The organism is Sneathiella sp. HT1-7 (assembly GCF_020731145.1).
GTDB lineage: Bacteria > Pseudomonadota > Alphaproteobacteria > Sneathiellales > Sneathiellaceae > Sneathiella.
This window is the reverse complement of sequence record NZ_JAJFZN010000001.1, coordinates 679,918-705,265: the sequence shown is the minus strand read 5'-3', so window position 1 is coordinate 705,265 and position 25,348 is coordinate 679,918. Positions and strand designations below refer to the sequence as shown.

The window sequence follows — 25,348 nt, the reverse complement described above, 5'->3', positions numbered from 1 at the left end:
ACACAGATGACCGAAAAAAAGACCCAGAGCGACACCGAGAGAAAAAACAAGAAAGACCCAGCCATCAAGCAGAAGCAAGCGAAGGGCGAAATCGGCGGCCCATCTGGGCTAGAGCCGACACGTTACGGTGATTGGGAACGCAAAGGCATTGTCAGCGATTTTTAAAAACTGAGCCCGTCACGCGGGCTTTCCTTTTTCTGATAGCCAGATGCCAAATAATACAAGCCCAAGCGCGGCGCCTTGAAAGAACTCAAACGGTTCATCGAGGAAGGTAACGGCGAAAATCGATGCAAATATGGGTACCAGATTGACGAAAATTCCCGCCCGCCCGGGCCCGAGTATACTCACGCCGACAATAAAGGAAATCTGGGCAACGATGGAAGGAAATACAGACGCGGCGGCGACAATGAGCCAACCCTTAGTAGTCGGCGGTAGGAAATGTTCCAATTCGATTTCGATGTAAACGAAGGGAAGGGACGTTATAAACGCCGCAAGGGCCATCATAGAAAGAAAAGACAGCGGCGATATCTCCGGCCGGTATCGTAGTGCCACAGTGTAGCCAGAATAAAGAATGCAGGCGAGGAGCATGAGGGCATCCCCGATATTAACCTCGAAAGTAGCAAGCCGAGCAATAGAGCCGCCAGAGGCAACGATACCGACACCAAGGATGGTTACAACCACGCCGATCGATTGCATGAGAGACACTTTGGTCCGTAGAACCAGAAACGCTCCGATCAGCACAAAAACCGGAATAGATCCCTGTAGAATGCCAATGTTCACTGCCGTTGTCGAATGGGCCGCGAGATAGAACAACATATTAAATCCGGTGAAACCAATAGCGCCCATTGCCATCATGTAGCCAATATGCTTTTTGAGAACGGCCCAGTCGCGTTGAAGATGCCGACGGGCAAAGATAGAAAGAATAATCACTACCAGCATCCAGCGCAGGCAGACCAGAGCCATCGGAGATATCTCTCCAACAGCAAGGCGGCCCAAAATCGCATTCATCCCCCAGCAAGTGGTTGTTAGGGTCAGCAGCAAATAGGCGCGCATGTTCGAGGCTTGGTTCGCCGTTGACTCAGTTGGGGGCATGATGACTTTCGGTGGGTACCAAGGGTGGAAATGACCTTACGCGATATGGTTGCTATCGCCAACCACTTTTAAGGGCGTTCGTCTAGAGGATGTTAGATCCGGAAAGGTCTTCCTTCTCTGGCTCTTTTGTTTGGTCACTATCTTTTTTCAGGGCAAACTTAATACTTGGTTTTATCTGTCCGCCACCAATTTGCACTGTCGGTTGCGGAACTTGAATGCCACCTGCCTGCGCGCCGAACATCGGTCCATTAAACCCACCGAAGGACACGCCGCCTTGCGGCGCCACGACTTCGTCTTCCCCACGTATTTTACGAAGCAACTCATAGTGATTTGGTAATCCATTTAGCTGGTTCTGCTCATATCGAATGAACTCGGCCATACGCTGTTCCCAATCCTTGCGGGCGATAAAACGCTCTGCTGGATATCGGATATCCTTCAGATACCCCTTCGCGAAAAGAATGACATTATAATTGAAATAGTTGAACAGATAGGTGCCATCAAAATCTGTGTTAACCGGCAACGCATGACGATATTCATCGAGCATGTCTTTAACGCTGTCCGGGATGACCATCTCCTCGCGTGCAACACGCCAGTATTCACTATCCTCTCGGTTATTCATGCAATAATGCAAGATGATGAAATCCCGAATGGATTGCATCATTTTCTCGGTTTTTTCATTGAATCTCTGGGCAAGGATTGGGGCGAAGCTCTTATCCGGAAAGTTGATCAATAGAAGCTTCACAAAGTTCTCGATCATATAGATTGCCGTCGATTCCAGTGGTTCGATAAATCCAGCAGACAGGCCTATAGCAATACAGTTTTTCTCCCATGCTCGCTCCATCCGGCCGATGCGAACAGGGATAATTCGGGGTTCGGCATCCTTTCCGTCCTCGCCGAGATGTTGGAGGAATTCTTCTCGTGCCTCGTCATCTGTGCGGAAATGGCTGGAAAAAACGTAGCCGGTTCCAATTCGATTATAGAGCGGAACGCGCCAAACCCAACCCGCGCCTAACGCAGTTGAATTGGTGCAGGGCTCAATCTGGCTAACATCCTTATGAGGGATTTGAACAGCCATGGCGCGGTTGTTCAAGAGGTACTTGCTATAATCGTGGAAAGGAACTTTCATTACCTGATTGATGATTACGCCCTTGAACCCCGTGCAATCAATAACCAGATCGACCGGCCGCCGTCCTTGCCGTTGTAATTTCAAGGCGGAAATATATCCGCGCTCGTCCTGTTCTACTTCCTCAACATCATCGAGTACATGATTGACCCCGCGTTCAATGGAGATATCACGCAAAAATTCGGCAAATTTGCCAGCATCGAGATGGTAGGCGTAATTTAGCTGTGTTTCGTAATCCCCATGGCTCAGGAATTTGGGGCCAAGTTTCTTTTTGATCGCTGTGCCGCTGAACGACATGCAATCATCAATACCTTCACGGCCGGGGGGACCGCCATATTTATGAAAATGATAAGCCGGGTTTTGTCCGCCAAGTTGGGTGCGGATGGCTTCGAATGGATGAATAAAGGACGTTGACTGTCCCTTTTCATCATGGCTCCAGTTCGTAAAACGGACCCCCATTTTGAAAGAGGCATTACATCGAATAAAAAACTCTTTTTCCGAAATCCCAAGACTTTTCAGGAGAGCCGCCATCGTTGGAACAGTTGCCTCGCCGACGCCGACGGTGGGGACATTAGGCGACTCTATCAGGGTAATTTTAGTGGGGTTTTCCTCATCACACAGGTTCATAAAGCGAACCAGGAAGGCGGCCGTAAGCCAGCCCGCAGTACCCCCGCCAACAATCGTTACTTCGTTGATCTGGTTGTCCATGCCAGCTCCCCCCGCGCGAATATGGTCGGAAAATACTATGGGTTGACCATAGCTCCGTCAAGCGCCCCGCAAGAAAACGGCAGTTATAGGCCGCCCATCTTGCAAATCAGGTGCCAGGATGGTCCGTCCACTGGCACAACGGACAGACGACTTTGGCGAACAAGCGCGAGATTTTCAAGGCGTGGTTCGGCCTTGATATCCGCGAGCGTTACCGGGTTTGGGACAGATTTGACGGCCTTGACGTCCACCATGCCGAAGCGCCCCTTTTCGTCGGTATGATCGGGGTAGTATTCTTTAATCACCTCGACGATACCAACGATTTGTTTCTCCTTGACGGAATGGTAAAAGAAACAAAGGTCGCCGATTTTCATTTCTTTCATGTTGTTCGACGCCTGATAATTCCGCACCCCATCCCAGAAGGTACCCTCTTCTCCTGCGTCGAGTTGATCCTGCCAGGACCAGGTCCCCGGTTCCGATTTTATCAGCCAGTATTTCATCAAGGCTCCTATTTTTTGCGTTTGCCCGGGAAGATGCCCATCTGCTTGGCGACGATTTCGAGCATGATCTCATTCGCGCCGCCACCGACCGAAGAAAGTCGAAGATCGCGATACCCACGGGAAATCCAGTTCTCGGACATAAAGCCCTGTCCACCCCAATATTGCAAGCATTCGCTCGGAACTTTATTGCAGAGCGTGCCGACAAGATATTTAGTCATTGACGCGAGCTTGGTCACATCATTGCCATTGATGTATTCTTCGATAGAACGGTATAGCAGCGACCGGGCGGATTCGACCAGTGTCTGCAACTCGGCCATCTTATGATAGACAACTTGCTTGTCGAGAAGAGTTTCGCCAAACACCTTGCGTTGGCTCGTATATTCGATCGTATCTTCGATCGCCATCTCGCAGCCACGCAGCGCTCGCGCCGCCACGTACAATCTTTCCTCCTGAAACTGTCGCATCTGATAGGTAAAGCCCATATTTTCTTCGCCTATCCGGTTCCGGACCGGTACACGGACATCATCAAAGAATAGCTGTGCCGTGTCTGAACATCGCAGTGCCATTTTGTCGAGCTTGCGGGCGACAGTAACGCCTTTGGTTTTAAGCGGCACAATGATCAGCGATTTATTCCGGTGCGGCCCGTCTTCCTCGGAAGTGTTCACAAGCAAGCAAATCCAGTCACCCTGCACCCCGTTGGTGATCCACATTTTTGAGCCATTGATCACATAGTCATCACCATCGCGCTTTGCATAGGTGCGGGTATTGGCAACATCCGACCCGGCCGCTTCCTCGCTCACGCCGATACAGCCGATCATTTCCCCGGCGATTGTTGGCACAAGAAACTCCTGCTTGAGTTCCTCGCTACCATAGTTGGTGAGGGCAGGGGTACACATGGTGGTCTGAACACCGATTGACGTGGAAACACCGTTCGCCCGAATACTGCCAAGCGCTTCTGCAAAGACCATTTCATAAGAAAAGTCGAGATCCAGCCCACCATATTGCACCGGCTTACCGATGCCGAGAAGACCGGCCTCTGCCAGAAGCTTCATCACGTCATGGGCCGGGAAAATGCCTTCTTCTTCCCACTGATCAACATGGGGGTTGATGTGCTCGTCAATAATCCGGTTAACGGTATCTTTAAGCGCGATATGCTCTTGTGAGAATTGCATGTGACCACCTTTTTGGGTTTTTATTATTATTTACGGTGGTCACTACATCATAATATTACACGAAACGCAATCATCGCCAGGGAGGTTAAAGCCCGCCGCCGATTGCATGTTTCCAGGGCTTTACGATGACGCTTTCGAAGAGGCCTGCTGCGGCATAAGGGTCCTTTGCTGCCCACGCTTTTGCGGTCGCCAAATCTGTATCTTCAAAAATCAATAGGCTGCCGGTTGGGACTTCCCCATCGGCATCTAGGGTCGGTCCCGCAAGTTTAAGTGCGTTTCCTTTTGCCTTCAGAAAGTCCAGATGTGCCGGTCGGGTGTCGAGGCGGACCTGCAAATGATCGGCTTTGTCAGTACAATGGGCAATAAACAGCATTCTCAGTTCTCCTTTTACGATCTTTAGAAGCCTGCAAGCCGTTCATCCCTGAACGGTCGGGCCAGTAGTTCCTCGACAGCGCTGGAGACGGCGACGCCTCCATTTAAAATTTCATCGACGGCGAAGCAGATTGGCATTTCGATATTGTATTTTTCGGCCAGACGGCAGATTGCTGACGCGGTGTAAACCCCTTCGGTTACAGCAGTGCGTTGCTGCAATATCTCGCCGAGGATGTCACCTTGGCCAAGCGCAGCGCCGAGGGAAAAATTCCGCGAGGCGGGAGAACTACAAGTCAGTACCAGATCGCCGAGTCCGGAGAGTCCCATCAGCGTTTCGGCTCGCGCGCCCAGTTTTTCGCCAAGCCTCAGAATTTCCGCCACTCCGCGTGTAATCAGGGCGGCGCGGGCATTCTCGCCGAGCTTGCCGCCGGAGACAACACCGCAGGCAATGGCCAGTACATTTTTGACGGCGCCACCGATCTGCGCGCCGATGACATCGTCCGTCAAATAAGGCCGAAAGGTTGGAAGGCCGATAGCTTTGACGAGGTTTTCGCCGATTTCCTTATCACTGATTGCGAGGGTGGCCGCCGCCGGCAATCCGACAGCTATTTCTTTCGCGAAGTTGGGTCCAGAGAGGATGGCCAGCGGACTATTGGGTGTTATCTCACTGACCACTTCACTCATCAGGCGGCCGCTGTCCTGCTCGATCCCTTTGGCGCACATGACGAGAGCAGTATCCGGAGCGAGCGAGGGCTTTAGTCGAGCCAGGGTTTCTCTGGTTTTTTGGGCGGGAACGACCAACAGAACGATATCCGCGTCCCCGGCCTTGGCGAGGTCATTCGTTGCTACTATGCCCGGGGGAAGCGGGACATTCGGAAGATATTTCCGGTTGGTCTTATCCCGGTTAAGCGCATCCGCATGGTCCGCGTGCCGTGTCCAGAGCAGCACTTCGTTGCCGCCTTTTCCCGCGACAATCGCCAACGCCGTACCCCAAGCTCCCGCACCAATTACACTTACCTTAGTCATCCGCCCAGCATATCCTGCTCTGTCAGCCATCAAGTTAAGGACTGATTAGCATGATCGGCGCCTGACAAGAAGTGCAGAATAACGCGATACGGCCAGAGGCCATCTTTTTCATCCGGCTTTTTTCGTCTCGATCTCAATCACCTCTACGCCCGCATCCGTTCCAATCAGGACAAGATCGGCAAAGCCAATAAAGAGACCATGCTCTACAACACCGGGCATTGTACTAAGTGTCAGAGCTAGCTCCTCTGGCTCGGCAATTTTCCCGAAATCGCAATCGTAAATATAGTTGCCTTCGTCGGTGGTGAAGGGCGTACCGTCTTTTGCGAGGCGGAGTGTTGGCGTTGAACCGAGCGCCTCGAGCCGGGGTTTCAACGCAGGTGCAGCAAATTGGATAACCTCAACCGGCAGCTTGAAGGTGCCAAGCTGGGCGACCTTCTTTTTCGCTTCGGCAATCACAATCATCCTGTCTGACAGAGACGCGACAATTTTCTCGCGTAAATGCGCGCCACCACCACCTTTGATCAGGCGGCCTGCCGGGTCTACCTCATCAGTGCCATCAATGGTGAGGTCAATGACACCTACTTCATCAAGACCAACGACGGGAATGCCAAGGTTGCGGGCCTGCTGTGCTGTTGCCTCCGACGTTGGAACGCCTGTGACGTAGAGTCCGTGGGCGACCCGTTTTCCCAACAGGTCAACCATCTTCGCTGCGCAGGATCCTGTTCCGAGGCCAACGACCATGCCGTCCTCAATATACTCAACAGCTTTTTCTGCTGCTGCCTGTTTTTGTTCGTCTTCTGTCATCGTCATCATTCCAATTCTATGGTCAAGCTTTGTATCCGGCGAAGGGGGCCGGCTCGGCGTTGGGGTCAAGCGGCCAGCGTGCCCGCGCAGCAAGGTCCAGCCCATCCGAAAATCCGCATTTGAGACGTTCAATTCCCGCCCAGGCGATCATTGCGCCATTATCGGTGCAGAGTTTCGGCGGGGGTACTTTAAGCGCAACGCTCTTTTCTCTTGCGAGTGTCTCCAACGCGCCTTTCAAATATTGATTGGCGGCGACGCCCCCGGCAACGACTAGTGTGCCGCCTCCACCATATTCCTCGATAAAAAGATCAAGGGCCTTGGCCACCCGGTCCATCAGGCTTTCCACTGCGGCCTTCTGAAAGCTGGCGGCGAGATCGGCAATGTCTGTTTCGCTGACTTTTTCGCCCATCTTCTCACGCGCCTGCCGTACGGCCGTCTTAAGGCCGGAAAAGGAGAAATTGCAACCCTCCCGCCCCTTCATTGGGCGAGGGAAGTTGAATCGGTCCGGGTTGCCGGTTGCCGCGGTTTTCTCAACGGCCGGCCCACCCGGAAAGCCAAGCTCTAGCATCTTCGCGGTTTTATCAAAGGCCTCACCCACGGCATCGTCAATCGTGGTCCCAAGACGCCGATATTTTCCTACCCCTTCGACCACCAACACTTGTGAATGCCCACCGGAGACCAGCAACAGAAGGTAGGGAAACGCCACATCGTCCGTCAGCCGTGCCGTAAGGGCATGCCCCTCCAGATGGTTGACGCCGATCAGCGGCACGCCCGCGACAGAAGCAATGGCTTTCGCCGTCATCAGCCCGACAAGGACGCCGCCGATCAGTCCCGGCCCCGCTGTCGCCGCAACGGCGGACAAATCGTCATAGGAAACTCCGGCCTCCGTCATCGCCTGATCGACCAGCCGGTCCATCTCGGTCACATGGGCGCGGGCCGCGATTTCCGGCACTACGCCGCCAAAAGGCGCATGGGCGTCATTTTGCGACAGGACGACATTCGAGAGAATTTCCTTCTCCGCCGTCACGACCGCAGCAGCCGTTTCATCGCAGCTGCTTTCCAGCCCGAGGACGATTATTTGTTGGTTTGGCATTTGTTATCTATTACAAAGCGGTGCAAATTGCATATGGCTCTAACATCTGACGGAATATCCCGCAACATGACCTTTGTCAAAAAATACAGGATAGGCACCCGGGGAAGCCCGCTCGCGATCGCGCAAGCCGAGGAGACCCGCACCCGGCTTCTGGAGGCGCATAAAGACGCCCTCGACCCGGAGCAGTTGGAGATTGTGGTGATTAAGACGACAGGGGACCAGATCCAGGATCGTGCGCTCAGTGAGGCAGGCGGCAAGGGTTTGTTCGTTAAGGAGATAGAGGAGGCGCTGCTCGCGGACAGGATAGATTTTGCCGTACATTCCATGAAGGATATGGAAACGTCGCTACCACCGAGCCTGATAATTGACTGTATCCTGCCGCGCGAAGATGCGCGCGATGCCTTTATTTCTGCGAGCGGAAAGAGCCTTGCTGACTTGCCGCCGGGCTCGCTCGTCGGTACGGCCAGCCTTCGCCGTCAGGCACAGGTCCTGAACCGGCGGCCCGATCTTCGCGTTGGCATTTTTCGCGGCAGTGTTCAAACACGCCTGCGCAAACTCGCGGAAGGGCAGGCCGATGCGACTCTGCTCGCGCTCGCAGGGCTCAAGCGACTCGGGAATGAGAGTGTGATCACGGAATTAATTAACGTTGATGATATGTTGCCGGCTGTGGCACAAGGGGCAATCGGGATTGAACGGCGGGAGGCGGATGAAGAGATTGCGTCTCTGCTTGGACCGATCAATGATTCGGTCAGTCTCGCGCGCGTTACCTGTGAGCGCGCGATGCTTGCTGTGCTCGACGGTTCCTGCCGGACGCCCATCGCGGGCTATGCGGAACTTGTTGAGGGGAACAGCCTTTATTTCCGGGCGAGCCTGCTTGCGGAGGATGGCTCTATCCGCCTTGACGCGAGCGGGCGTGGTACCCTCGCCGAAGCGATGGAACTGGGTGAAAGCATCGGCGCGAATCTAAAGGCGCAGGCAAGGGGTGCCAATTTGTCTTTTGGACTGTAGACTAAGTCATAATGAAAATACTGATTACCAGACCTGAGCCGGACGGCAGTCGACTTGCTCGTATCCTGAAAAAGATGGGGCACGAAACGCGCCTTGCTCCCATGATGCACATTGAGACCTTCTCAGCCCGAAAGGTGGATATCACCGGTGCGCAGGGGCTACTGGTAACAAGTGCGAATGGTGCGCGGGCACTCGGCCCGGCCTTAAAGGATAGAAAGATAAAGGTTTTTGCCGTTGGTGCGGCAACGGCCGATGCTTTACACCAGGAAGGCTTTACCGATGTCGCTGCCGCTGGTGGGGACGTCAATTCGCTTGCCGAGAAAGTCGCCGCCGAATGCCAGCCGGAACATGGCCGGCTTATCCATGTGGCCGGAACGGAAGTGGCCGGTGATCTTTCCGGAATGCTTGTTGATAAGGGATTTCAGTGCGAACGCGTTGTCCTTTATGAAGCGCTGCCGGTAACGTCTCTTGATGCGAAGATCGTGAAAGATATAAAAAACGGCGCTATTCAGGCGGTGATGTTCTATTCGCCCCGCACGGCCGCTATATTTGTCGGGCTGGTGACGGCGGCGGGGCTGACGGCACATATGGAAAAGATAACCGTCTATTGTTTAAGTGAAGCAGTGGCCGCGAAACTTGAAACATTGTCATTTGCGGGCGTTCATATTGCGAAGACGCCCGATCAGGAAAACCTGCTTGCCTTGCTGACGGCTGTCAGCCAAGCTAGGAAACAGGAAGATAACTCCGATATGCCAAGGGAGCAAAACATGTCCGATAAAAATTCTGGCAAGACCGAGGATACAGGCAAAAGTGCTGTCCCTTCTGCCGGCACGGATAGAAAAAAGACTGCAGACGCGCAAAAGACTGATACAGAAACCGCTAGGGCGGAGCCGCCTGTAAAATCGGAGGCAGCGGCACCGAAGTCCCGCGCTGGGCTTGTCCTGATGGCATTGTTGGTTGTATTCTGCCTTGGCCTTGCCGTTTGGCCGCTTCTTTATCCAAAGGTTGAACCTTATCTGCCAGCGGAGACAGCGGCGATTATCTCTGGTCAGTTCGGAAAGACGACAGGCGCTGATGCGTCTGACGTCACCGCAGCGATTGAGGCGGTCAGGGATAATCTGAAATCGGACTATACCGCTCTGTCGGAACGGGTTGCTAAATTGGAGACAGAAGTACCAGTCGTAAGTAAAACGACTGATGCCGGTGACGGCAAACTTGATGAACTTTCTGGATCGCTAAAGCAGGAACTCAGTGAGCTTTCCAGTGAGCTTGCGGAACAACAGAACAAACTTTCCGCCGCTCTGGAAGAATTGACGCAGCAAAAGGAAACTCTCGGAAAGCTTGAGACAGCTGACCCGGTTGTCGCAGACCCAAGCCCGGAAATACAGAATCAGATCGTCGATCTAAAAACGGCTCTATTGGATATTAAGACGCAGATAACCGGCCTTGAAAAGACGATTGCGACGGATCGGGCTACAGTTAAGTCTCAAGCAGAGCAGCTATCCTCCCTTGAAGGCACGCTCAAAACGGAAATTGCTAGCAAGTCGGCAGAGGAAGCGGAAAATCAACGCACCTTGATGCTTCTTGCTATCGGACAGCTTCAACGTGAAACCCGGGGAAGCGAGCCGTTTGAAAATGGTTTGAAACAGGTCTCTGCCGTTGCCAATGACAAGTTCAAGGGATTGGTCGAAAAGCTGGAGCCGATTGCTTCGGTTGGCGCACCGACCCTGGCAACCTTACAGAGGGACTTTACTGTCATTGCGTCAGATATCAGCCAGGCGGCGCGGCTTCCCTCGGAGGAGACATGGTATGGCGAAGCGCTGCACCGGATTGCATCTGCTATCAAGTTCCGTCGCGTGGATGATGTAGAGGGTAACGATGTGGACGCGGTGGTTGCCCGGGCCGAACAGGATCTGGCTGACAGTGACCTCGATAAAGCCGTCGCGGAACTGGAGAAGCTCTCTGGGGCGGCGGCTGACGTCGCGGCGCCTTGGCTCGAAAAAGCCAAAACGCGCTTGACGGTGGAGCAATCCATCGCCGGACTACTGCAGGATGCCACTGCGACAGCAATTTCCAAGCCTTCATCTAACTAAAGGGGTCGACATGATACGCACAATCTTCGTCTTCGCCCTGATCGTTATCATCGCGATGGCGGCTGTCTGGCTCTCCGATTATCCCGGAGATGTCCGCCTGACGTGGGGCGGCTATGTGGTTGAGACGTCGGTGGTAGTCGTGGGCGCAATAGCGCTTGTCTTTGCGGTGCTGGTGGCGCTGGCTTACCGATTCTGGATATGGATCAAGCATGGCCCCGGACGGATCGGTGAAATTTTCTCGGCACGTCGTCGCGATAAAGGGCTTGAGGCGATTTCCAGCGGCATGGTGGCTATCGCCGCCGGGGATGCGGATGAGGCACGCCGTCAGGCAATCGCAGCGGAAAAACACCTCTCCGGAGAGCCAATGACATTATTGCTCGCGGCGCAGGCTGCTGAGCTCAATGACGATAATCGCGCGGCCAGCATCTATTATGATCGCATGATGGCGCGTGAGGATACGGAATTTCTCGGGTTGCGGGGTCTGATTAACCGGGCAATTAAGGAAGGCGACCTTGAAAAAGCACGTGACCTCGCCAAACGGGCGGATGAGTTGCGACCCGGCACGGCTTGGGTGTTAAAAAAACTTTATGAACTTGCCCTGAAACTCCGGGACTGGGAAGGCGCAGAGAGCGCCCTTACGCGACTTGCCCGCGGGAAGAAGGCAAAGGGCGATATAGTCCGGCGTGCCAAAGCTGTTATTACCTATGAGCAGGCTCTTATCGCAACAAAGGAGAAGCGCGAAGCGGACGCCCTCTCTCTTGCACAGCAGGCTCACGATCTCGATCCGACCTTCGTGCCCGCCGCGGCGCTTGATGTGAAGCTAACGGCGGAGCAGGGATCAAGCCGTAAGCTACACAAGCTGATCGGGGAAGCCTGGAACCATGCACCGCACCGAGATCTGGCGGAGGCGATCCGTAATACGGTCTCCGGCGAACAACCAGCCGACTGGTTCCGCCGGGCGAAAGAAACCGTGGCGCCACATAATCCGGAGCATGTTGAGACCCATTTGATGCTGGCCAAGGCAGCGCTTGCTTCGCGCGATTGGGGACCGGCGCGGGAGCATCTGATGAAAGCGGGCGGGGCCAACCCCTCAGCTGGTATCTTGCGAATGCTGGCGGAGCTAGAGGAAAAGGCCAATGCTGATGCTTTTGCGGCCCGCGAATGGATAGTCAAAAGTTCCGTCGCCCCGCAGGATCCGCTGTGGATTTGCGATTCCTGTGGTCGGCAGGAAGAGAAATGGCAGGCGCATTGCCCGGCCTGTGACAGTTTTGATAGTTTCACTTGGCGAACGGCAGATCGCGGGGCCCATAGTCCCGACATGATTGAGGCGGAGATTGTCCGCGAAATCAGCGCGAGCAGCTAATCGCGGGGCAATCTGGGATAGCCGCACGAAACGCTTGCTCTTCTTTTCGGGACAGACTATATGTTGCCGAAATTCACGATGTGCCGCTGTAGCTCAGTTGGTAGAGCACCGCATTCGTAATGCGTAGGTCGCCTGTTCGAGTCAGGCCAGCGGCACCATTTCCCTGAAAAACATACATTTGCTTTGATTGAGTAAAGCAGACAATGCCGTCAGGAAAAATCAGGCTACGTATCGGCGCCAGGTTTTCAGGCTGCTGATGTCTGTCGCGCCGTGGGTGCCTGCGGCTTCACAGACAAAGCCTTTTACTCTGCTCCCATCGCTTAAGGATATCGTCCCAATTGCAAGTGGAAATGGGATGTTTTCCATGAAAAGCCCCATATTCTCTTTTGGCAGAGCCCAGACCTCAAGATCTATTTCAAAACCCATTCCGGGGTCAGTTCGAACCAATCCTGGGCGATCCGGCGGGCCTCCAGCCAAGGCAAAAAACTGGTAGTCATTTGTTGTCGATGCTGTTCGGATGAAGCGTCCGCCGCGTGAGGTAAGCTCTTTGTTTAGCGGTAAGCCAGACATATGCGCGCCGCAAACGACAATCTCAATTTCATTGCCGCTGAGAGAAGCAGCAGATTGTTTTGTTGAGGACGGAATGATCCAATCTGTTGCTCCCAATTTGGGTTGCGTCCGAGATTGAATTTCCTGGCCGATCACTGCAATTTCCGCGTCTTGTCCTGCCGGCGCAAGAAGGGTCAGGCTGCCCGGTCGACCGTCACTTCTAGGGCCGGTCGGGAAGGAAAGGGCGCACATATCCAATAAATTGACAAAGTTGGTATAAGTCCCAAAATTTGAGTTCGGTGTTACAGGATCTTTCTCCAAGTCTTCCACTTTATAAAATGTCGGGATGGTCGGAACGCATAAATAGTCCAAGGTCGCCAGTATTGGCTCCGCTAATCGTTTTAGGTGTTCCAGCTTGTACATGCCGCGGAAAACGTCTGCTGATGAGAACTTCTCCGCAACGGAAATGATATCGCGTGTGACAGGGTGAATGGCGTCAGGGTTCGAACTCAACAACTCTTCGATAGTTGTGTAGCGTTCAGCGACCCAAGCCCCTTCATACAACATTTGCGCCACATTATAAAAAGGAGTGAAATCAATTTCGATAATTTCTGCACCTAGTTTCGTAAGTTCCTCAAGCCCCTTGCGAAAAGAGACCTCCTGTACTTTGTCTCCGAAAAATTTGATAGATTTTGAATCAGGGATTCCCACCTTGAACCGGGGCGGAATAGCAGACAAAGGTTTAGCTGTAATTTTTCGGGAATAGCTATCCGCAGCATCAAATTTACAAGCGACTTCAAAGACTTTGTAGGCATCACCGACGGTTAGTGCGAACACGGAAATGGTATCCAGTGTCCGGCAGGCAGGAACTACGCCCGACGCAGACAAAGCGCCAAGTGTTGGTTTCAATCCGACAATATTGTTAAGAGCGGCCGGTACACGACCGGAGCCAGCTGTGTCTGTTCCAAGGGAGAAACAGGCGAAACCATGAGCGACAGAAACTGCGGATCCTGAAGACGATCCGCCCGGTACAATTTCTGGATCGATCGCATTTTTAGGCGGGCTATAGGGCGACCGGACTCCAACGAGGCCGGTTGCAAATTGATCTAAATTCACTTTTCCCAATAATAGAGCGCCAGCTTCTTTTAAGCATTTGACGACGAATGCATCCTCTTTGGCAACGTAGCTGTAGGCGGGGCAGGCCGCAGTCGTTGGTTTTCCTCCGGCATCAATGTTGTCCTTAATAACGTAAGGAATTCCCCATAAGGGTCTGCTATCATCAAATTCCCCAAGCTCTCGGGCCGCCGCCAGCACTTCTTCTCTATCCAGCATATGGATAAAGATACCCGGATCATTGACCGCCTGAATGCGCGAAAATGCCTGCTCTACGATTTCCGTGGCCTTCATGCCATTTCGATAGGAGTCGTGTAGTGCCGAAATTGTAAAGGGAATACTATTCATGAAAATACCTGTGGGAATTAGGCTGCTGTCAAACCGCTGGGTGGTTTTGGTACTGTGGATAAAAGAGTGCGGGTATAATCCGAAGAGGGCTGGCCCATGACAATTTCAGTAGGACCCTGTTCAACAATTTCACCATCCCGCATGACAATGACATAGTCACTCAAGAGCCGAACCACCTGCAGGTCGTGACTGACAAAGAGGAAACTCATTCCAAGCTTTGCTCTCAAATCTGCGAGGAGATTGAGAACGATAGCCTGAATGGAGACATCGAGGGCGGCTGTTGGTTCATCGAGGATTAGGAATTTCGGATTGACTGAAATCGCTTTTGCGATGCCCACACGCGCTTTCTGCCCTCCGGAGAGTTGGTGCGGAAAGCGGTCGAGGAGATGGATGGGCAGACCAACAAGGTCGGCGAGCTCCTCAATTCGACTATTTAAAGCCGAGCCTCGCAGCTTCACTAATTGCTTGAGAGGGTCTGCTATGGATTGGCGTGCGGTAAATCGGGGGTTAAGACTATCGGTGGCGTCCTGAAAGACCATCTGGATATCGGTGCGTCGTGGGTCCTTCGCGAAAGCTTTGGCAGAAATTTCGGTCAGATCGTCGCCATTAAATAATATCCTGCCCGAACTGCTATCCAGAAGTCGCACCAGCATGGATGAGGTCGTCGATTTTCCGCAGCCGGATTCTCCGACTAGACCAACGGTTTGGCCTTCAAAAATTTTGAAGGAGACCCCATTAACTGCGTCGATCGGTCCTGATTTACCTTTATAGGTTTTTTTGAGATCCTGAACCGCAAGTAAAGGAAATTCACTGATTTGACGCGGTGCTAAAGGTAAATTCCCACCGTCCGGTAACAAATCTCGAATAGAGCTGCCTTTCGAGGGTGTCGCCTTCACGAGCTTTTGGGTATAGGGATGCTCTGGCGACGAAAATATTTTTTGAGGGGTCCCTTTTTCAACAACTTCCCCGTTTTTCATAACAGAGATTTGGTCGCAATATTCTGTAGCCAAGCCCAGATCATGAGTGATCAGGATCGCGCTCATTTCACGATCGCGGATTAATTCCAGAACCAGGTCCATCACCGCTTTTTGAGTGGTGATATCCAGCCCGGTCGTCGGTTCATCGGCTATCAAAAGGCGAGGGTTGCAGGCGAGCGCAATGGCTATAACGACACGTTGACACATGCCGCCGGAAAGCTCAAAGGGGTAGGCATCGTAGCGTTCCGCCGCATCTCTGATTTTTACGGCCTCAAGCGCTTCAATTGCTTTTTCTTTTGCAGTGTATCGCGTGGCTTGGGCATGTTGGCGTAGGACATCTTCTAATTGGTGTCCGACCTTCCTTATGGGGTTTAGCGCCGCCCGAGGGTTTTGAAATATCATCGATATTTCACGGCCGCGGATTTCCGTCATTTGTTGCTCGGAGGCATTGCGTAAATCAATGCCGCTATAGATAATCTCGCCCTGACGGATAATCCCGCCTCTGTCGAGAATACGCATCAGGGCATATGACGTAACTGATTTACCCGAACCGGATTCACCGACAATCCCCAGGATCTGTCCTTTTGCAACTTCCAAAGAGACACCGCAGACAGCATCGACTCTGCCCCGCCGGGTATTGAAAGATACATTTAGATCTTTGATTGACAGCATGATCAGGTCCTTTGCCGCGGATCAACCATATCGCGCAGGCCATCGCCGAGTAGATTAAAGGTGAAGACTGCCAGCATGAGCCAAAGACCTGGAAAAACGGCAAGCCACCATTCCCCAGAAACGATGAAATTAGCGCCTTCGGCGACCATGATGCCCCATTCGGGGGTCGGGGGTCGCACGCCCAACCCAATAAAGCTCAGCCCGGCAGCATTCAGGATAGCCCATCCCAGATTAAGTGAAATCTGGACCATCATGGGCGGGAGCGTGTTGGGGAAAATATGAAGTGCCAATATTCGAATATCTGAATTTCCGGAGAGTTTTGCTGATTGGACAAAGCCTGCATTGCGCCGGATGTTGACTTCTGCCCGCACCAGCCGGGCATAGAAAGGGACATTAATGATGGCGGTCGCATACACGATATTTTCGACAGTATTTCCGAGTGCGGCAACAATCCCCATGGCCAGCACAAAGATGGGGAAGGCCATAATGGTATCGAGTGTGCGACTCAGGATAATGTCTAATTTACCGCCCCAGTAACCAGCAACGCTACCAAGGAAAGATCCAACAACAAATGAAATGGCAACGGCCGAGACAGCGATAAGAAGATCCAGCCTGGTCGCGGAAATTACCCGGCTAAAGACATCCCTGCCTAGCGGGTCGGTTCCAAACCAATGCTGTAAGCTGGGTGGTTGCAGGACATTTTCTGAATCTGATGCAAGCGGATCATAGGGAACCAGTTGCTGTCCGAAGAGAGCGGAAAGAACATAGAAGCCGAACAGGGCAAAGGCGATCAGCGTAACAGGGTTTTCCTTCATTATATAAAGGATATGGGTAATGCTGTTTGAAGTATTATCAGCTCCTGGATCCGTATTTCCGCTGAATACTGTCATTTTGTGTCGAATCCTATACGGGGATCGATAACGCTGTATGTCAAATCGATCACGAGATTGAGAGTTACAAAAAGGAGCGCCATGGCAAGAACAAATCCTTGAACGGCGGCGTAATCCGAAACGACGAGAGCCTCAACGGCGTAAGATCCAATGCCGGGCCATGCAAAGACTTTTTCTACCAATACATTCGCACCGAGGGAGAATGAGAAGACCATCCCTAACGTGGTAATGATCGGAAGAAGCGCATTCCGGAAGGCATATCCGTATGTAACTTTGTGGTCACTTAACCCGGCTGCTCTTGCTGTCCGAATGAAATCTGATGACAGGGCACTCAGCATGGCGGCACGTGTCATTCGTGCAATTGGCGCCAGAGTGAAAAGAGCCAGTGTGATTGCGGGAAGGATAAGTTGCTTGAGGGAGGCAAACCAGGTTTCCCAGTCCCCGGCAATCAACGCGTCAATTAAATAGAATCCCGTCACGTTGTCTGGTTCGATATATAAGAAATCCAACCGCCCAAGAGGAGACGGGGCCAATCCAAGGAGGTAATAGAAAACATAGATGAGTAGTATCCCTGTAAAAAATGTGGGCAGGGATACACCGGCGGTTACCAATATTCGGCACAATTGATCGACAAATGATCCAGGGTTCTTGGCGGCAAGTACGCCGATTGGAATGGCGATGGCGCAAGAGAGGATCAACGCGGTCAGGGTAAGTTCCAATGAAGCTGGAAGCCGGTTCGCCAGGTCTTCTGCGACCGGCTGTCCACTGTATACGGATTGACCGAAGTCACCCTGCAACAAATCTGCGACATATTGTAGGAACTGAATAGGCAGGGGTTTATCCAGACCCATTGATGTTCTGATTTGGGCAATTGACTCCTCGTCTGCGGCCGCTCCTGCGAAATAGACTGCAGGATCCCCGGGAAGTGCGCGCGTCAACACAAAGCTGATGACAACCACTCCAATGACAACAGGAATAGCCTGAACGAGCCGAAGGAGAATGGCGCGCAAACGAGGAGACATAAATCAAGCCCCTTTCAACGGACGAATATCCAGTTGGCGATGGAACCAGAATTCGTAATCCTTGGCACCATTAGCTGCGACATTGAGCGCGGGCTGCCAAAGCGGTATACGCGGAAGGTCCTCGAAGGCAATCTCGAACATACGCATAATTTTTGGTGCGTATTGTGGGTCATCCATCGGCATATGCAGAGTGGTGTCGACAAGGCTTTCAATTTCCGGGTTCATGTAGTTTGAGGAATTGAATAGATGTCCTTTTTTATACGCCCAGAAGAAATAGTAATCGGGTGTATTAAGCCATCCACCGAAGTTTTCGAGATGAAGCGGGAGCTTCTTCTCAACCAACGCGGCGGTTCTCCAGTTGGCGCCAGGTATCTTCTCAATTTCTGTTGAAATACCAATCTTTTCCAAGTTTTCCTGAATTAGCAATGCTGTTGGCTCCATCCAGTCCGCCAGCCCAAGGCTGATGGAGAACGGAACGGAAAACCCGTCGGCAAAACCGGATTGGGCCATAAGTTCTTTCGCTTTATCCAAATCCGTAAAATATGGAGATTTGCGCGGCCACTCGATTGAGTCGATCGTGTCCGGACCTCCCCATAAGCGGGCCCCTCTACCATAAGCGGCTGTCTGGAAGATTTCTTCATATGGAATGGAGTAAGCGACCGCTTTTCGAACATTGGAGTCCTGGAACGGCTCGAATGTATTATTCAGACCAACACAATGCATGCAGTTTTCTATCGGCGTTGAATAGACGTCTAGTTTTTCCGCTAACTCCTTTGCATCTTTATTTGGAATGTTGAATGATAGCTGGACGTCCCCTTTTTCGATCAGAGCACGACGCGTGGAAGGGTTAGGTACTTCCCTGACAATGACGCGTTTAATCGCAGGAAGTGGCCCGCCGACCCAATTGTCATTGCGTTCGTATACAAGCTGTTCTCCGGGGTTCCACTTCAGAACCTTAAAGGCACCAGATCCGGCGGCTGTTTTGTGAAGATACTCGGTAGCCCAGGGATCTTTCTCCGTTGCATGAGCTTTCGCGACCTTTGAGTTAATTACAATAGGCACAGGCACAGCTAAGTCCGGCAAAGTGAGTTTCGAGGCTTTTTCTAATGTAATGACGAAGGTTTCATCATCAATTGCCTCAAACTGCTCTGGCTTGACCAGACCGCCGGCCTTCATTTGTACACTCGGAAATCCGCCAACAGAAACAGCCCGGTCAAAGGACCATTTGACATCCGCTGCGGTTACTTTTGTTCCGTCCCAGAATGTTGCGTCCGGCTTAATCTTGAAGGTGAGCTTTAATCCGTCGTCAGAGACACTCCAGCTCTCCGCCAGTTCTGGTTCGATTTTAGTGTAATCGTAAGAAAGTCCACCGCCAGGGGCTTCTTTCGTTCCAAAGGATACCAAGCGGTCATAGCAATTAACGGCGACCTGATAGCTGGCTCTGTTAGTTCCTTTGCGGTGCAGATCAAGACTATTTATTGTTTGGCCTGTCACAGCGACAATGACATCGCCACTGGCCGCCTGTGCGGGCAATACCTTCAGGAAAGGTAAGCTGGCCACACCCAGCGCCCCACCTGACATTTTAAGAAAATTCCTTCTGGACGTTGATAGAGTCATCGTAATTCCTTTCAGCGCATAAAACTCGAATGGGGATTCTTGCGTATTGGATTAAACCGTGCCTCTTTCTTCGTGGTATTTCCAATGCTATAAATTCACAAAAGCGGTGCATTTTTTGCACCGGTTAAAAATGAGGGGCGATTGTGAAGCACTTACAGACGTTTCATTTGATCGAAGCCGTGAGCCGAGCAGGTTCTATTCGGAAAGCGGCTGAAGATATGAATATTACGGCGTCCGCCCTGAATCGGCGGATACAGCGGTTTGAGTCAGAATTTGGTTCGCAAATATTCGAGCGACTCCCCCGTGGCGTCCGCTTGAATCCGGCCGGTGAGCTGGTGTTACAGCATATTCGGAGTCAAATTTCGGATTTGACTAGAGTCCAGAATCAGGTGGCCGATCTTTCAGGGGAGCGCCGGGGACATATTTCAATTGCTTGCTCACAAGCACTTCTTCCGTATTTCCTGCCCGCTGAAATAGCGAGGTATCGCACTGAACATCCTCGGGTCAGTTTTTCAGTAAATGTAAGGGATAGAGCACAAGCGGAAGAGGAGCTAAGCACATTCGCCAGTGATTTGGCTTTGGTGTTCGAGCCTGTTCACCTTGTGGACTTTGAGGTGATTTGTGCGATTCCCCAGCCGGTTACCGTTTTAATGTCGCCGGACCACCCCTTAGCGAGAGCGGATGAGATCCGATTGCGAGATTGTTTAGACTACCCACATGTCTTGCCCACAACTCATATCGCAATTCGACATTTGATAGAGGCATCGGCACACCGCCTTTCCAGAACAACCGCGCCAATTGTTGAAACGGATTCCTTCGAGTTTATGCGACATTATGTGTTGCGGGAAAAATGTATTGGTTTTCAGATTCCGATCGGCTTGAAAGACGATCCTGCACGGCCTTATGTTACGAAAGAAATTTCAAGTAAGGATATTCCTGTCGGTAATCTTTTCCTGGGCCAGTTAAAAGGGCGTACACTCCCGGTTGCTTCTGCTCGATTTGCTCTGCGAATCGCAGCAATTCTTGAAGAACGCTATGATGTCTGACTGATGGCCTAATGTCTTGGCGCAGAAGTGAGCTGTCTTATCCCATCCTCTCGGATGCATAGCTTCCCGGGCTTGCTGGAAAGACGACCGTCTTGCTGCCGTTTATAAAAACTCGCCGATGAATATGCGCATGAATGGCTCGGGAGAGGACTTGGCTTTCCACATCGCGACCAAGGCTGACGTAATCTGCCGGACTTTGCGCATGGCTGACACGAACAGTGTCCTGTTCGATAATTGGACCTTCGTCGAGATCAGCTGTCACATAATGGGACGTTGCCCCGATCAGTTTGACCCCTCGCTCGAACGCCTGCTTATAGGGGTTGGCGCCCTTGAAGCTTGGCAGGAAGGAATGGTGGATATTTATGATCCGACCGGACATCTTCTTGCACATCTCATCGGACAGAACCTGCATGTAACGAGCAAGGACAATAAGCTCGGCGCCCGTTTCCTCGACTATTGCCATTTGCCGGGCTTCGGCTTCTTTCTTATTCTCCTTCGTCACCTTGATATGATGGAAGGGGATATCGTGATTAACGACGACTTTTTGATACTCGAAATGATTGGAAATGACCGCGACAATCTCGATCGGTAGCGCGCCGATCCGCCAGCGATATAATAGATCGTTGAGGCAGTGCCCGAAACGGGACACCATGATTACGACTTTCATCTTCTCCGATTCATCATGGAAGCTAAATTCCATACTCAGGCGTTCGCCAATCTCTGCAAATTCACCAGTCAGTTCAGCCAAGCCCTTTCCCTCTTCGCTCTGGAAGCTGATCCGCATGAAAAAGTTACCGGTTTCCTGATCATCGAATTGGGCGCTGTCCGTGATATTGCAGCCGTTTGCGGCGAGAAATTCGGAAATAGCAGCAACAATTCCGCGCGTAGATTTGCATTTTACGGTGAGCGCAAATGATTGCATGGGTATTTACTTTCCTGAGAGATCGGTCGTCAGGCAACACTATGCGCCGCTGTGACGAAGGTATGATGAAGTGAAGCCGCTGAGGAACGTGGTCCAAGAATTGTGAAATTCCTAACTGATTCACGGCAAATAATCAAGCAGCCCAAATGCTCGATTAGGCATCGCGTGGCATCGCCCGACGACATTGCTTTGCTATTTAGGTTGCAAATCCGTTCCAGAAGCGGAACAAGGTTATCGCCTGTAATGTCGAAAACGGCCCAGCCATCGGACTGCTCTGTGACGCTTGCGGCGTCGGTGACGAAATTATTTATCTCGTCGGCATAATCAGGATGGTCTGACAGCGATGCCATCAGGAACCACTGATGCACCCCCACCCATATGGCCGTTATATCTTCAGCGAATTGGGCTTGGCCAGGACCCGGCAGGCAGGCTCCCAGTAATGGCTTGAGAAGGTTTTGTAAGTCCTGCTCCGTACCCATACGGGCAGACAGAGAAACGATGGCAAGATCGGGGTTTTCGCTGATGGTAATCCCGCCGATTTTCTTAATCACAGGGACGGTTTTTCCAAGCGCAGTCAATGGAGCAAGCAAATTTTCAGACACGGAGTCGCACTCCTTCCGGGTCGATGAAATGAGGAATAGTGACGGTTATCTGAATATCCATGTTGTCGAGCGGACTCACGATCCGGAGCACCTCGCCATGGCGGTTCTCCCCTTTTTTAAGAAAGGCGAGAGCAATGGAAGAGCCGATATGCGGCGAATAGGCGGCAGAGGTGACCCAACCCTGATCATTCTTCGCATTGGCGGGATCTCCGACGCTCATGAGATGCGCGCCGGATAGGATTGTATCTTCGGCGTATACTGGTCTCAGCCCGACCAGCCGATAATCATCCTCCCGCATAAGATGCGGGCGTCCTGCGAGAACCCGACCAATGCTGTCTTTCTTTTGCGAAACCATGCGCCCCAAGCCGAGCATGGCGGCGGTGCTCTGGCCGTTCAGCTCATTCCCCGCGGCATGCCCCTTCTCGATCCGCAACACACCAAGAGCTTCTGTGCCATAGGGGACAATATCAAACTCCTCGCCCACGTCCATCAGCCGGCGGATGAGCGCGTCTCCATAGCGCGCCGGCACGGCAATCTCATAGGCAAGCTCGCCGGAGAAGGAAATCCGGAATAGCCTTGCGCGCAAACCGCTGCATATAGTGATCTCCCCGCAGGCCATATAGGTAAAGGCCTCGTTCGAAATGTCATGCTCCGGGTCGACTATTTTCTGAAGGAGCTGGCGGGAATTCGGTCCGGCAACGGCAAATTGCGCCCAGGCCTCGGTTGTCGAGATCAGCTGGACGTCGAGCCCCGGCCAGAGGCATTGGCGGCAAAATTCCATATGACGGAAGACGGAAACTGCATTAGCGGTTGTCGTCGTGACAACAAAATGATCCTCTGCGAGCCGCGCTGCGGTCCCGTCATCCATGGCCATGCCGTCCTCGCGCAACATCAGGCCATAACGTGTCTTGCCAACGGGCAGCTTGGCGAAACCATTGCAATATACATGGTTGAGGAATTTTGCCGCATCCGCCCCCTGCACGTCGATCTTGCCCAACGTCGTCACATCGCAGATGCCGACGGATTTTCGCACCGCCAGCACCTCCCGGTCGACGGATTGCCGCCAATGGGTTTCCCCTTCTATCGGAAACCATTGCGCCCGCAGCCAGTTGCCCGCCTCAACGAAGATAGCACCCTGCTCCTCGGCCCATTTGTGACTGGGCGTGAGGCGGTAGGGGCGAAAGTTTTTACCCCGGGACCGTCCGGCGAATGCTCCTATGGAGACCGGCGTATAAGGCGGGCGAAAGATGGTAGTGCCAACATCGGGGATGGTTTTCCCTTCAAGATCAGCAAGGATGGCAAGCGCGCCGAGGTTAGCAGTCTTTCCCTGATCTGTCGCCATTCCAAGGGTGGTATAACGCTTGACATGCTCGACAGACTTGAACCCTTCCTGATGGGCGAGTTTGATGTCCTTAACTGTGACATCATTCTGCAAATCCAGCCAGGCGCGGCCCTTTCCACCCTTTACATACCAGAAGGGGGCGATATTGACGGGTGCACCCTCCGCTTGAGGCAGATCCGGTAGATGGGCTGAGATATCCAAATCCTTTAGCGCTTCGATTGTTTTATCTGCGCCGGATTGAAGAGCCTCATGAGTCGAGAAAAGCCCCGCCGCGGCTCCGGCAACGCGGAGTAGGGGATCGCTATCCGGCACGGGCACAAACGCGGAGATGTGATCATTCCAGACCGGGCGCCCTCGTTTATGACAGGTCAGGTGGACATTGGGATTCCATCCCCCCGCGATACCGAGCGCGCCGCAGGTTAAATCCTTCACCGATCCGTCCTGAAGTCGGACTTTTACGGATTTGAGGCCCAGTCGACCGCGGCTGTCGATAATTTTCGCTCCAGAAAGGACTTCAAATTCCGGCGAAGTAGGGGCATCGGCACGGCTATCGACTAGCGCGGCGATCTTAACCCCTTTCGCATTCAGATCACGTGCGGTGCGGTGACCGTCATCATTGTTGGTAAAAATAGCAACTTCTTTTGCCGGCGCTACTGCCCATCGGTTGGCGTAGGCGCGCATGGCGCCCGCCAGCATCACGCCCGGTCTGTCGTTATTGTCAAAGGTGATGGGCCGTTCCGTCGCTCCGGCAGTGAGTAGTGTTCGCTTTGCATAAATCCGCCAGAGTATTTGGCGAGGCTTCTGAGATGGTGGTTCCGGAAGATGATCTGTTACTCGCTCGACTGCGCCAAAGATACCATGATCATATTGGCCAAAAACGGTTGTCCGCGTCATTAGACGAACATTTGGCAGGTTTGACAACTCCCCGACAACCTCCGCAATCCAGTCATTTGCATGCTGATCTGTGAGAAGCCCGGTGTCAGCGAGTAAGCGGCCACCAAATGTGAAATCTTCCTCGGCCAGAATAACCTCGGCTCCCGCTCGGCCGGCAGTCTGCGCCGCGACAAGCCCGCTCGGGCCTGCGCCAATTACAAGTAGGTCGCAGTGCAGGAAGCCCTTGTCATAATCGTCTGGATCCTCCTCCCCTGAGAGATGGCCAAGGCCGGCAGCGCGGCGGATAAAGGGTTCGTATATTTTTTCCCAGAAAGCGGCAGGCCACATGAAGGTTTTGTAGTAAAAACCTGCTGACAAGAAAGAAGAGAGCCTGTCATTTATCGCCATGACATCAAAGCGAAGGGATGGAAAGCGGTTCTGGCTTTGCGCCTCCAACCCATCGTAAAGTTCTGCAACAGTGGCGCGGGTGTTTGGCTCACGCCGAGCGCCGCTTCGAAGTTCGACAAGGGCATTCGGTTCCTCTGATCCAGCGGAGAAAACACCGCGCGGGCGATGATACTTGAAACTCCGGCCCATCAGCCGAACATCATTCGCAAGAAGCGCAGACGCAAGGGTATCGCCAGCATAGCCGGAATAATTCTTCCCATCGAAGGAGAAGGAGAGGCGGTGATTCCGGTCGATCTGGCCACCGTCGAGACGGTTTTTCTGGCTCATCTGTCCCGCCCCCGCCGCTTAGCATAGTCGACCGCCAGCTCGACATGAGTAATTTCATGGGATGCCGTATCGCGCGTCACCACCAGCCATGATCGATCCCCTTGTTCATGGAACCAGAGTTCTTGATGGCTGCCCGCTGGATTATCCCGAAGATAGAGATAATCATGAAAGTCATTGAGTGCTGTTTCCGCCATTGCATCCGGGCGATCGATCAGGCTGGCGTCACCAAGATAGACAAATTCCTGTGCATCGCGCGGGCCGAGTAAGGGATGGTTGATAATCATGCGCG

22 protein-coding genes and 1 tRNA gene are annotated in these 25,348 nt (G+C 52.7%); 6 read left to right on the top strand and 17 right to left on the bottom strand.

The window, feature by feature from the left end; genetic code table 11:
• Positions 1 to 6 precede the first annotated feature (6 nt).
• Positions 7 to 165: a succinate dehydrogenase assembly factor 4 gene (locus tag LKE13_RS03455; RefSeq protein WP_227948297.1), complete on the top strand. Its 159-nt coding sequence runs from the start codon at positions 7 to 9 to the stop codon at positions 163 to 165.
• Between the two features lie 12 nt (positions 166 to 177).
• Here LKE13_RS03455 and LKE13_RS03450 read toward each other — a convergent pair whose 3' ends face one another.
• The 8 genes from LKE13_RS03450 to tsaD form a co-directional block, all read right to left on the bottom strand.
• Positions 178 to 1,092, bottom strand: a complete 915-nt coding sequence (locus LKE13_RS03450) for a DMT family transporter (protein WP_227948296.1) — start codon at positions 1,090 to 1,092, stop codon at positions 178 to 180.
• Between the two features lie 82 nt (positions 1,093 to 1,174).
• Positions 1,175 to 2,923: a tryptophan halogenase family protein gene (locus LKE13_RS03445; RefSeq protein ID WP_227948295.1), complete on the bottom strand. Its 1,749-nt coding sequence runs from the start codon at positions 2,921 to 2,923 to the stop codon at positions 1,175 to 1,177.
• Positions 2,924 to 3,006: 83 nt separating this feature from the next.
• A complete protein-coding gene (locus tag LKE13_RS03440; RefSeq protein WP_227948294.1) occupies positions 3,007 to 3,420 on the bottom strand; it encodes an EVE domain-containing protein in 414 nt (137 codons plus the stop codon).
• A gap of 8 nt (positions 3,421 to 3,428) precedes the next feature.
• The gene (locus LKE13_RS03435) at positions 3,429 to 4,592 is read right to left on the bottom strand and encodes an acyl-CoA dehydrogenase family protein (RefSeq protein WP_227948293.1); all 1,164 of its coding nucleotides are present in this window, start codon (positions 4,590 to 4,592) and stop codon (positions 3,429 to 3,431) included.
• Between the two features lie 85 nt (positions 4,593 to 4,677).
• On the bottom strand, positions 4,678 to 4,965 hold the full coding sequence (locus tag LKE13_RS03430; protein WP_227948292.1) for a YciI family protein: 288 nt from the start codon (positions 4,963 to 4,965) through the stop codon (positions 4,678 to 4,680).
• Positions 4,966 to 4,988: 23 nt separating this feature from the next.
• Positions 4,989 to 5,990, bottom strand: a complete 1,002-nt coding sequence (locus LKE13_RS03425) for an NAD(P)H-dependent glycerol-3-phosphate dehydrogenase (RefSeq protein ID WP_227948291.1) — start codon at positions 5,988 to 5,990, stop codon at positions 4,989 to 4,991.
• A gap of 108 nt (positions 5,991 to 6,098) precedes the next feature.
• Positions 6,099 to 6,794: a ribose-5-phosphate isomerase RpiA gene (gene rpiA, locus LKE13_RS03420; RefSeq protein WP_227948290.1), complete on the bottom strand. Its 696-nt coding sequence runs from the start codon at positions 6,792 to 6,794 to the stop codon at positions 6,099 to 6,101.
• Between the two features lie 22 nt (positions 6,795 to 6,816).
• The gene (tsaD, locus tag LKE13_RS03415) at positions 6,817 to 7,872 is read right to left on the bottom strand and encodes a tRNA (adenosine(37)-N6)-threonylcarbamoyltransferase complex transferase subunit TsaD (protein ID WP_415776493.1); all 1,056 of its coding nucleotides are present in this window, start codon (positions 7,870 to 7,872) and stop codon (positions 6,817 to 6,819) included.
• A gap of 81 nt (positions 7,873 to 7,953) precedes the next feature.
• Between tsaD and hemC the strand changes: the two genes are divergently transcribed.
• The 4 genes from hemC to LKE13_RS03395 all read left to right on the top strand — a co-directional run bounded on the left by hemC (position 7,954) and on the right by LKE13_RS03395 (position 12,509).
• Complete coding sequence (gene hemC / locus LKE13_RS03410) at positions 7,954 to 8,895, top strand: hydroxymethylbilane synthase (RefSeq protein WP_227948288.1); 942 nt, start codon at positions 7,954 to 7,956, stop codon at positions 8,893 to 8,895.
• An 11-nt stretch (positions 8,896 to 8,906) separates the two neighbouring features.
• Positions 8,907 to 10,988, top strand: a complete 2,082-nt coding sequence (locus LKE13_RS03405; protein ID WP_227948287.1) for a uroporphyrinogen-III synthase — start codon at positions 8,907 to 8,909, stop codon at positions 10,986 to 10,988.
• 10 nt (positions 10,989 to 10,998) lie between these two features.
• Positions 10,999 to 12,351 carry a heme biosynthesis protein HemY gene (locus tag LKE13_RS03400; RefSeq protein WP_227948286.1) on the top strand — a complete coding sequence of 451 codons (1,353 nt, stop codon included), beginning with the start codon at positions 10,999 to 11,001 and terminating at the stop codon, positions 12,349 to 12,351.
• Between the two features lie 82 nt (positions 12,352 to 12,433).
• A tRNA-Thr gene (locus LKE13_RS03395) sits at positions 12,434 to 12,509 on the top strand.
• Between the two features lie 61 nt (positions 12,510 to 12,570).
• On the opposite strand, the gene atzF is transcribed toward LKE13_RS03395, so the two are convergent.
• From atzF to LKE13_RS03370, 5 genes are read right to left on the bottom strand one after another with little or no spacing between them, the layout of a single operon-like run.
• A complete protein-coding gene (gene atzF / locus LKE13_RS03390; protein WP_227948285.1) occupies positions 12,571 to 14,361 on the bottom strand; it encodes an allophanate hydrolase in 1,791 nt (596 codons plus the stop codon).
• A 17-nt stretch (positions 14,362 to 14,378) separates the two neighbouring features.
• A complete protein-coding gene (locus tag LKE13_RS03385) occupies positions 14,379 to 16,010 on the bottom strand; it encodes a dipeptide ABC transporter ATP-binding protein (protein ID WP_227948284.1) in 1,632 nt (543 codons plus the stop codon).
• Positions 16,011 to 16,012: 2 nt separating this feature from the next.
• The gene (locus LKE13_RS03380; protein ID WP_227948283.1) at positions 16,013 to 16,900 is read right to left on the bottom strand and encodes an ABC transporter permease; all 888 of its coding nucleotides are present in this window, start codon (positions 16,898 to 16,900) and stop codon (positions 16,013 to 16,015) included.
• On the bottom strand, positions 16,897 to 17,922 hold the full coding sequence (locus LKE13_RS03375; RefSeq protein ID WP_227948282.1) for an ABC transporter permease: 1,026 nt from the start codon (positions 17,920 to 17,922) through the stop codon (positions 16,897 to 16,899). The genes LKE13_RS03380 and LKE13_RS03375 overlap by 4 nt, the downstream gene beginning before the upstream one ends.
• 3 nt (positions 17,923 to 17,925) lie before the next feature.
• Positions 17,926 to 19,539, bottom strand: a complete 1,614-nt coding sequence (locus LKE13_RS03370) for an ABC transporter substrate-binding protein (RefSeq protein WP_227948281.1) — start codon at positions 19,537 to 19,539, stop codon at positions 17,926 to 17,928.
• Positions 19,540 to 19,682: 143 nt separating this feature from the next.
• Here LKE13_RS03370 and LKE13_RS03365 point away from each other — a divergent pair, with 143 nt between their 5' ends.
• Positions 19,683 to 20,585: a LysR family transcriptional regulator gene (locus tag LKE13_RS03365; RefSeq protein WP_227948280.1), complete on the top strand. Its 903-nt coding sequence runs from the start codon at positions 19,683 to 19,685 to the stop codon at positions 20,583 to 20,585.
• Positions 20,586 to 20,622: 37 nt separating this feature from the next.
• Here the strand turns inward: LKE13_RS03365 and purU are convergent, their stop codons facing one another.
• From purU to LKE13_RS03345, 4 genes are read right to left on the bottom strand one after another with little or no spacing between them, the layout of a single operon-like run.
• Entirely contained in the window at positions 20,623 to 21,507 is an 885-nt protein-coding gene (gene purU, locus LKE13_RS03360; RefSeq protein WP_227948279.1) for a formyltetrahydrofolate deformylase, read from the bottom strand.
• A 29-nt stretch (positions 21,508 to 21,536) separates the two neighbouring features.
• Positions 21,537 to 22,109 carry a sarcosine oxidase subunit gamma gene (locus LKE13_RS03355; protein ID WP_227948278.1) on the bottom strand — a complete coding sequence of 191 codons (573 nt, stop codon included), beginning with the start codon at positions 22,107 to 22,109 and terminating at the stop codon, positions 21,537 to 21,539.
• The gene (locus LKE13_RS03350; RefSeq protein WP_227948277.1) at positions 22,102 to 25,059 is read right to left on the bottom strand and encodes a sarcosine oxidase subunit alpha family protein; all 2,958 of its coding nucleotides are present in this window, start codon (positions 25,057 to 25,059) and stop codon (positions 22,102 to 22,104) included. The genes LKE13_RS03355 and LKE13_RS03350 overlap by 8 nt, the downstream gene beginning before the upstream one ends.
• Entirely contained in the window at positions 25,056 to 25,343 is a 288-nt protein-coding gene (locus LKE13_RS03345) for a sarcosine oxidase subunit delta (protein WP_415776492.1), read from the bottom strand. The genes LKE13_RS03350 and LKE13_RS03345 overlap by 4 nt, the downstream gene beginning before the upstream one ends.
• Positions 25,344 to 25,348: the final 5 nt, after the last annotated feature.

Coding starts and splice junctions, on each gene's coding strand:
- LKE13_RS03455 (WP_227948297.1), top strand. CDS start 7: ATGACCGAAAAAAAGACCCAGAGCGACACCGAGAGAAAAAACAAGAAA.
- LKE13_RS03450 (WP_227948296.1), bottom strand. CDS start 1,092: ATGCCCCCAACTGAGTCAACGGCGAACCAAGCCTCGAACATGCGCGCC.
- LKE13_RS03445 (WP_227948295.1), bottom strand. CDS start 2,923: ATGGACAACCAGATCAACGAAGTAACGATTGTTGGCGGGGGTACTGCG.
- LKE13_RS03440 (WP_227948294.1), bottom strand. CDS start 3,420: ATGAAATACTGGCTGATAAAATCGGAACCGGGGACCTGGTCCTGGCAG.
- LKE13_RS03435 (WP_227948293.1), bottom strand. CDS start 4,592: ATGCAATTCTCACAAGAGCATATCGCGCTTAAAGATACCGTTAACCGG.
- LKE13_RS03430 (WP_227948292.1), bottom strand. CDS start 4,965: ATGCTGTTTATTGCCCATTGTACTGACAAAGCCGATCATTTGCAGGTC.
- LKE13_RS03425 (WP_227948291.1), bottom strand. CDS start 5,990: ATGACTAAGGTAAGTGTAATTGGTGCGGGAGCTTGGGGTACGGCGTTG.
- rpiA (WP_227948290.1), bottom strand. CDS start 6,794: ATGACAGAAGACGAACAAAAACAGGCAGCAGCAGAAAAAGCTGTTGAG.
- hemC (WP_227948288.1), top strand. CDS start 7,954: ATGACCTTTGTCAAAAAATACAGGATAGGCACCCGGGGAAGCCCGCTC.
- LKE13_RS03405 (WP_227948287.1), top strand. CDS start 8,907: ATGAAAATACTGATTACCAGACCTGAGCCGGACGGCAGTCGACTTGCT.
- LKE13_RS03400 (WP_227948286.1), top strand. CDS start 10,999: ATGATACGCACAATCTTCGTCTTCGCCCTGATCGTTATCATCGCGATG.
- atzF (WP_227948285.1), bottom strand. CDS start 14,361: ATGAATAGTATTCCCTTTACAATTTCGGCACTACACGACTCCTATCGA.
- LKE13_RS03385 (WP_227948284.1), bottom strand. CDS start 16,010: ATGCTGTCAATCAAAGATCTAAATGTATCTTTCAATACCCGGCGGGGC.
- LKE13_RS03380 (WP_227948283.1), bottom strand. CDS start 16,900: ATGACAGTATTCAGCGGAAATACGGATCCAGGAGCTGATAATACTTCA.
- LKE13_RS03375 (WP_227948282.1), bottom strand. CDS start 17,922: ATGTCTCCTCGTTTGCGCGCCATTCTCCTTCGGCTCGTTCAGGCTATT.
- LKE13_RS03370 (WP_227948281.1), bottom strand. CDS start 19,539: ATGACTCTATCAACGTCCAGAAGGAATTTTCTTAAAATGTCAGGTGGG.
- purU (WP_227948279.1), bottom strand. CDS start 21,507: ATGCAATCATTTGCGCTCACCGTAAAATGCAAATCTACGCGCGGAATT.
- LKE13_RS03350 (WP_227948277.1), bottom strand. CDS start 25,059: ATGAGCCAGAAAAACCGTCTCGACGGTGGCCAGATCGACCGGAATCAC.
- LKE13_RS03345 (WP_415776492.1), bottom strand. CDS start 25,343: ATGATTATCAACCATCCCTTACTCGGCCCGCGCGATGCACAGGAATTT.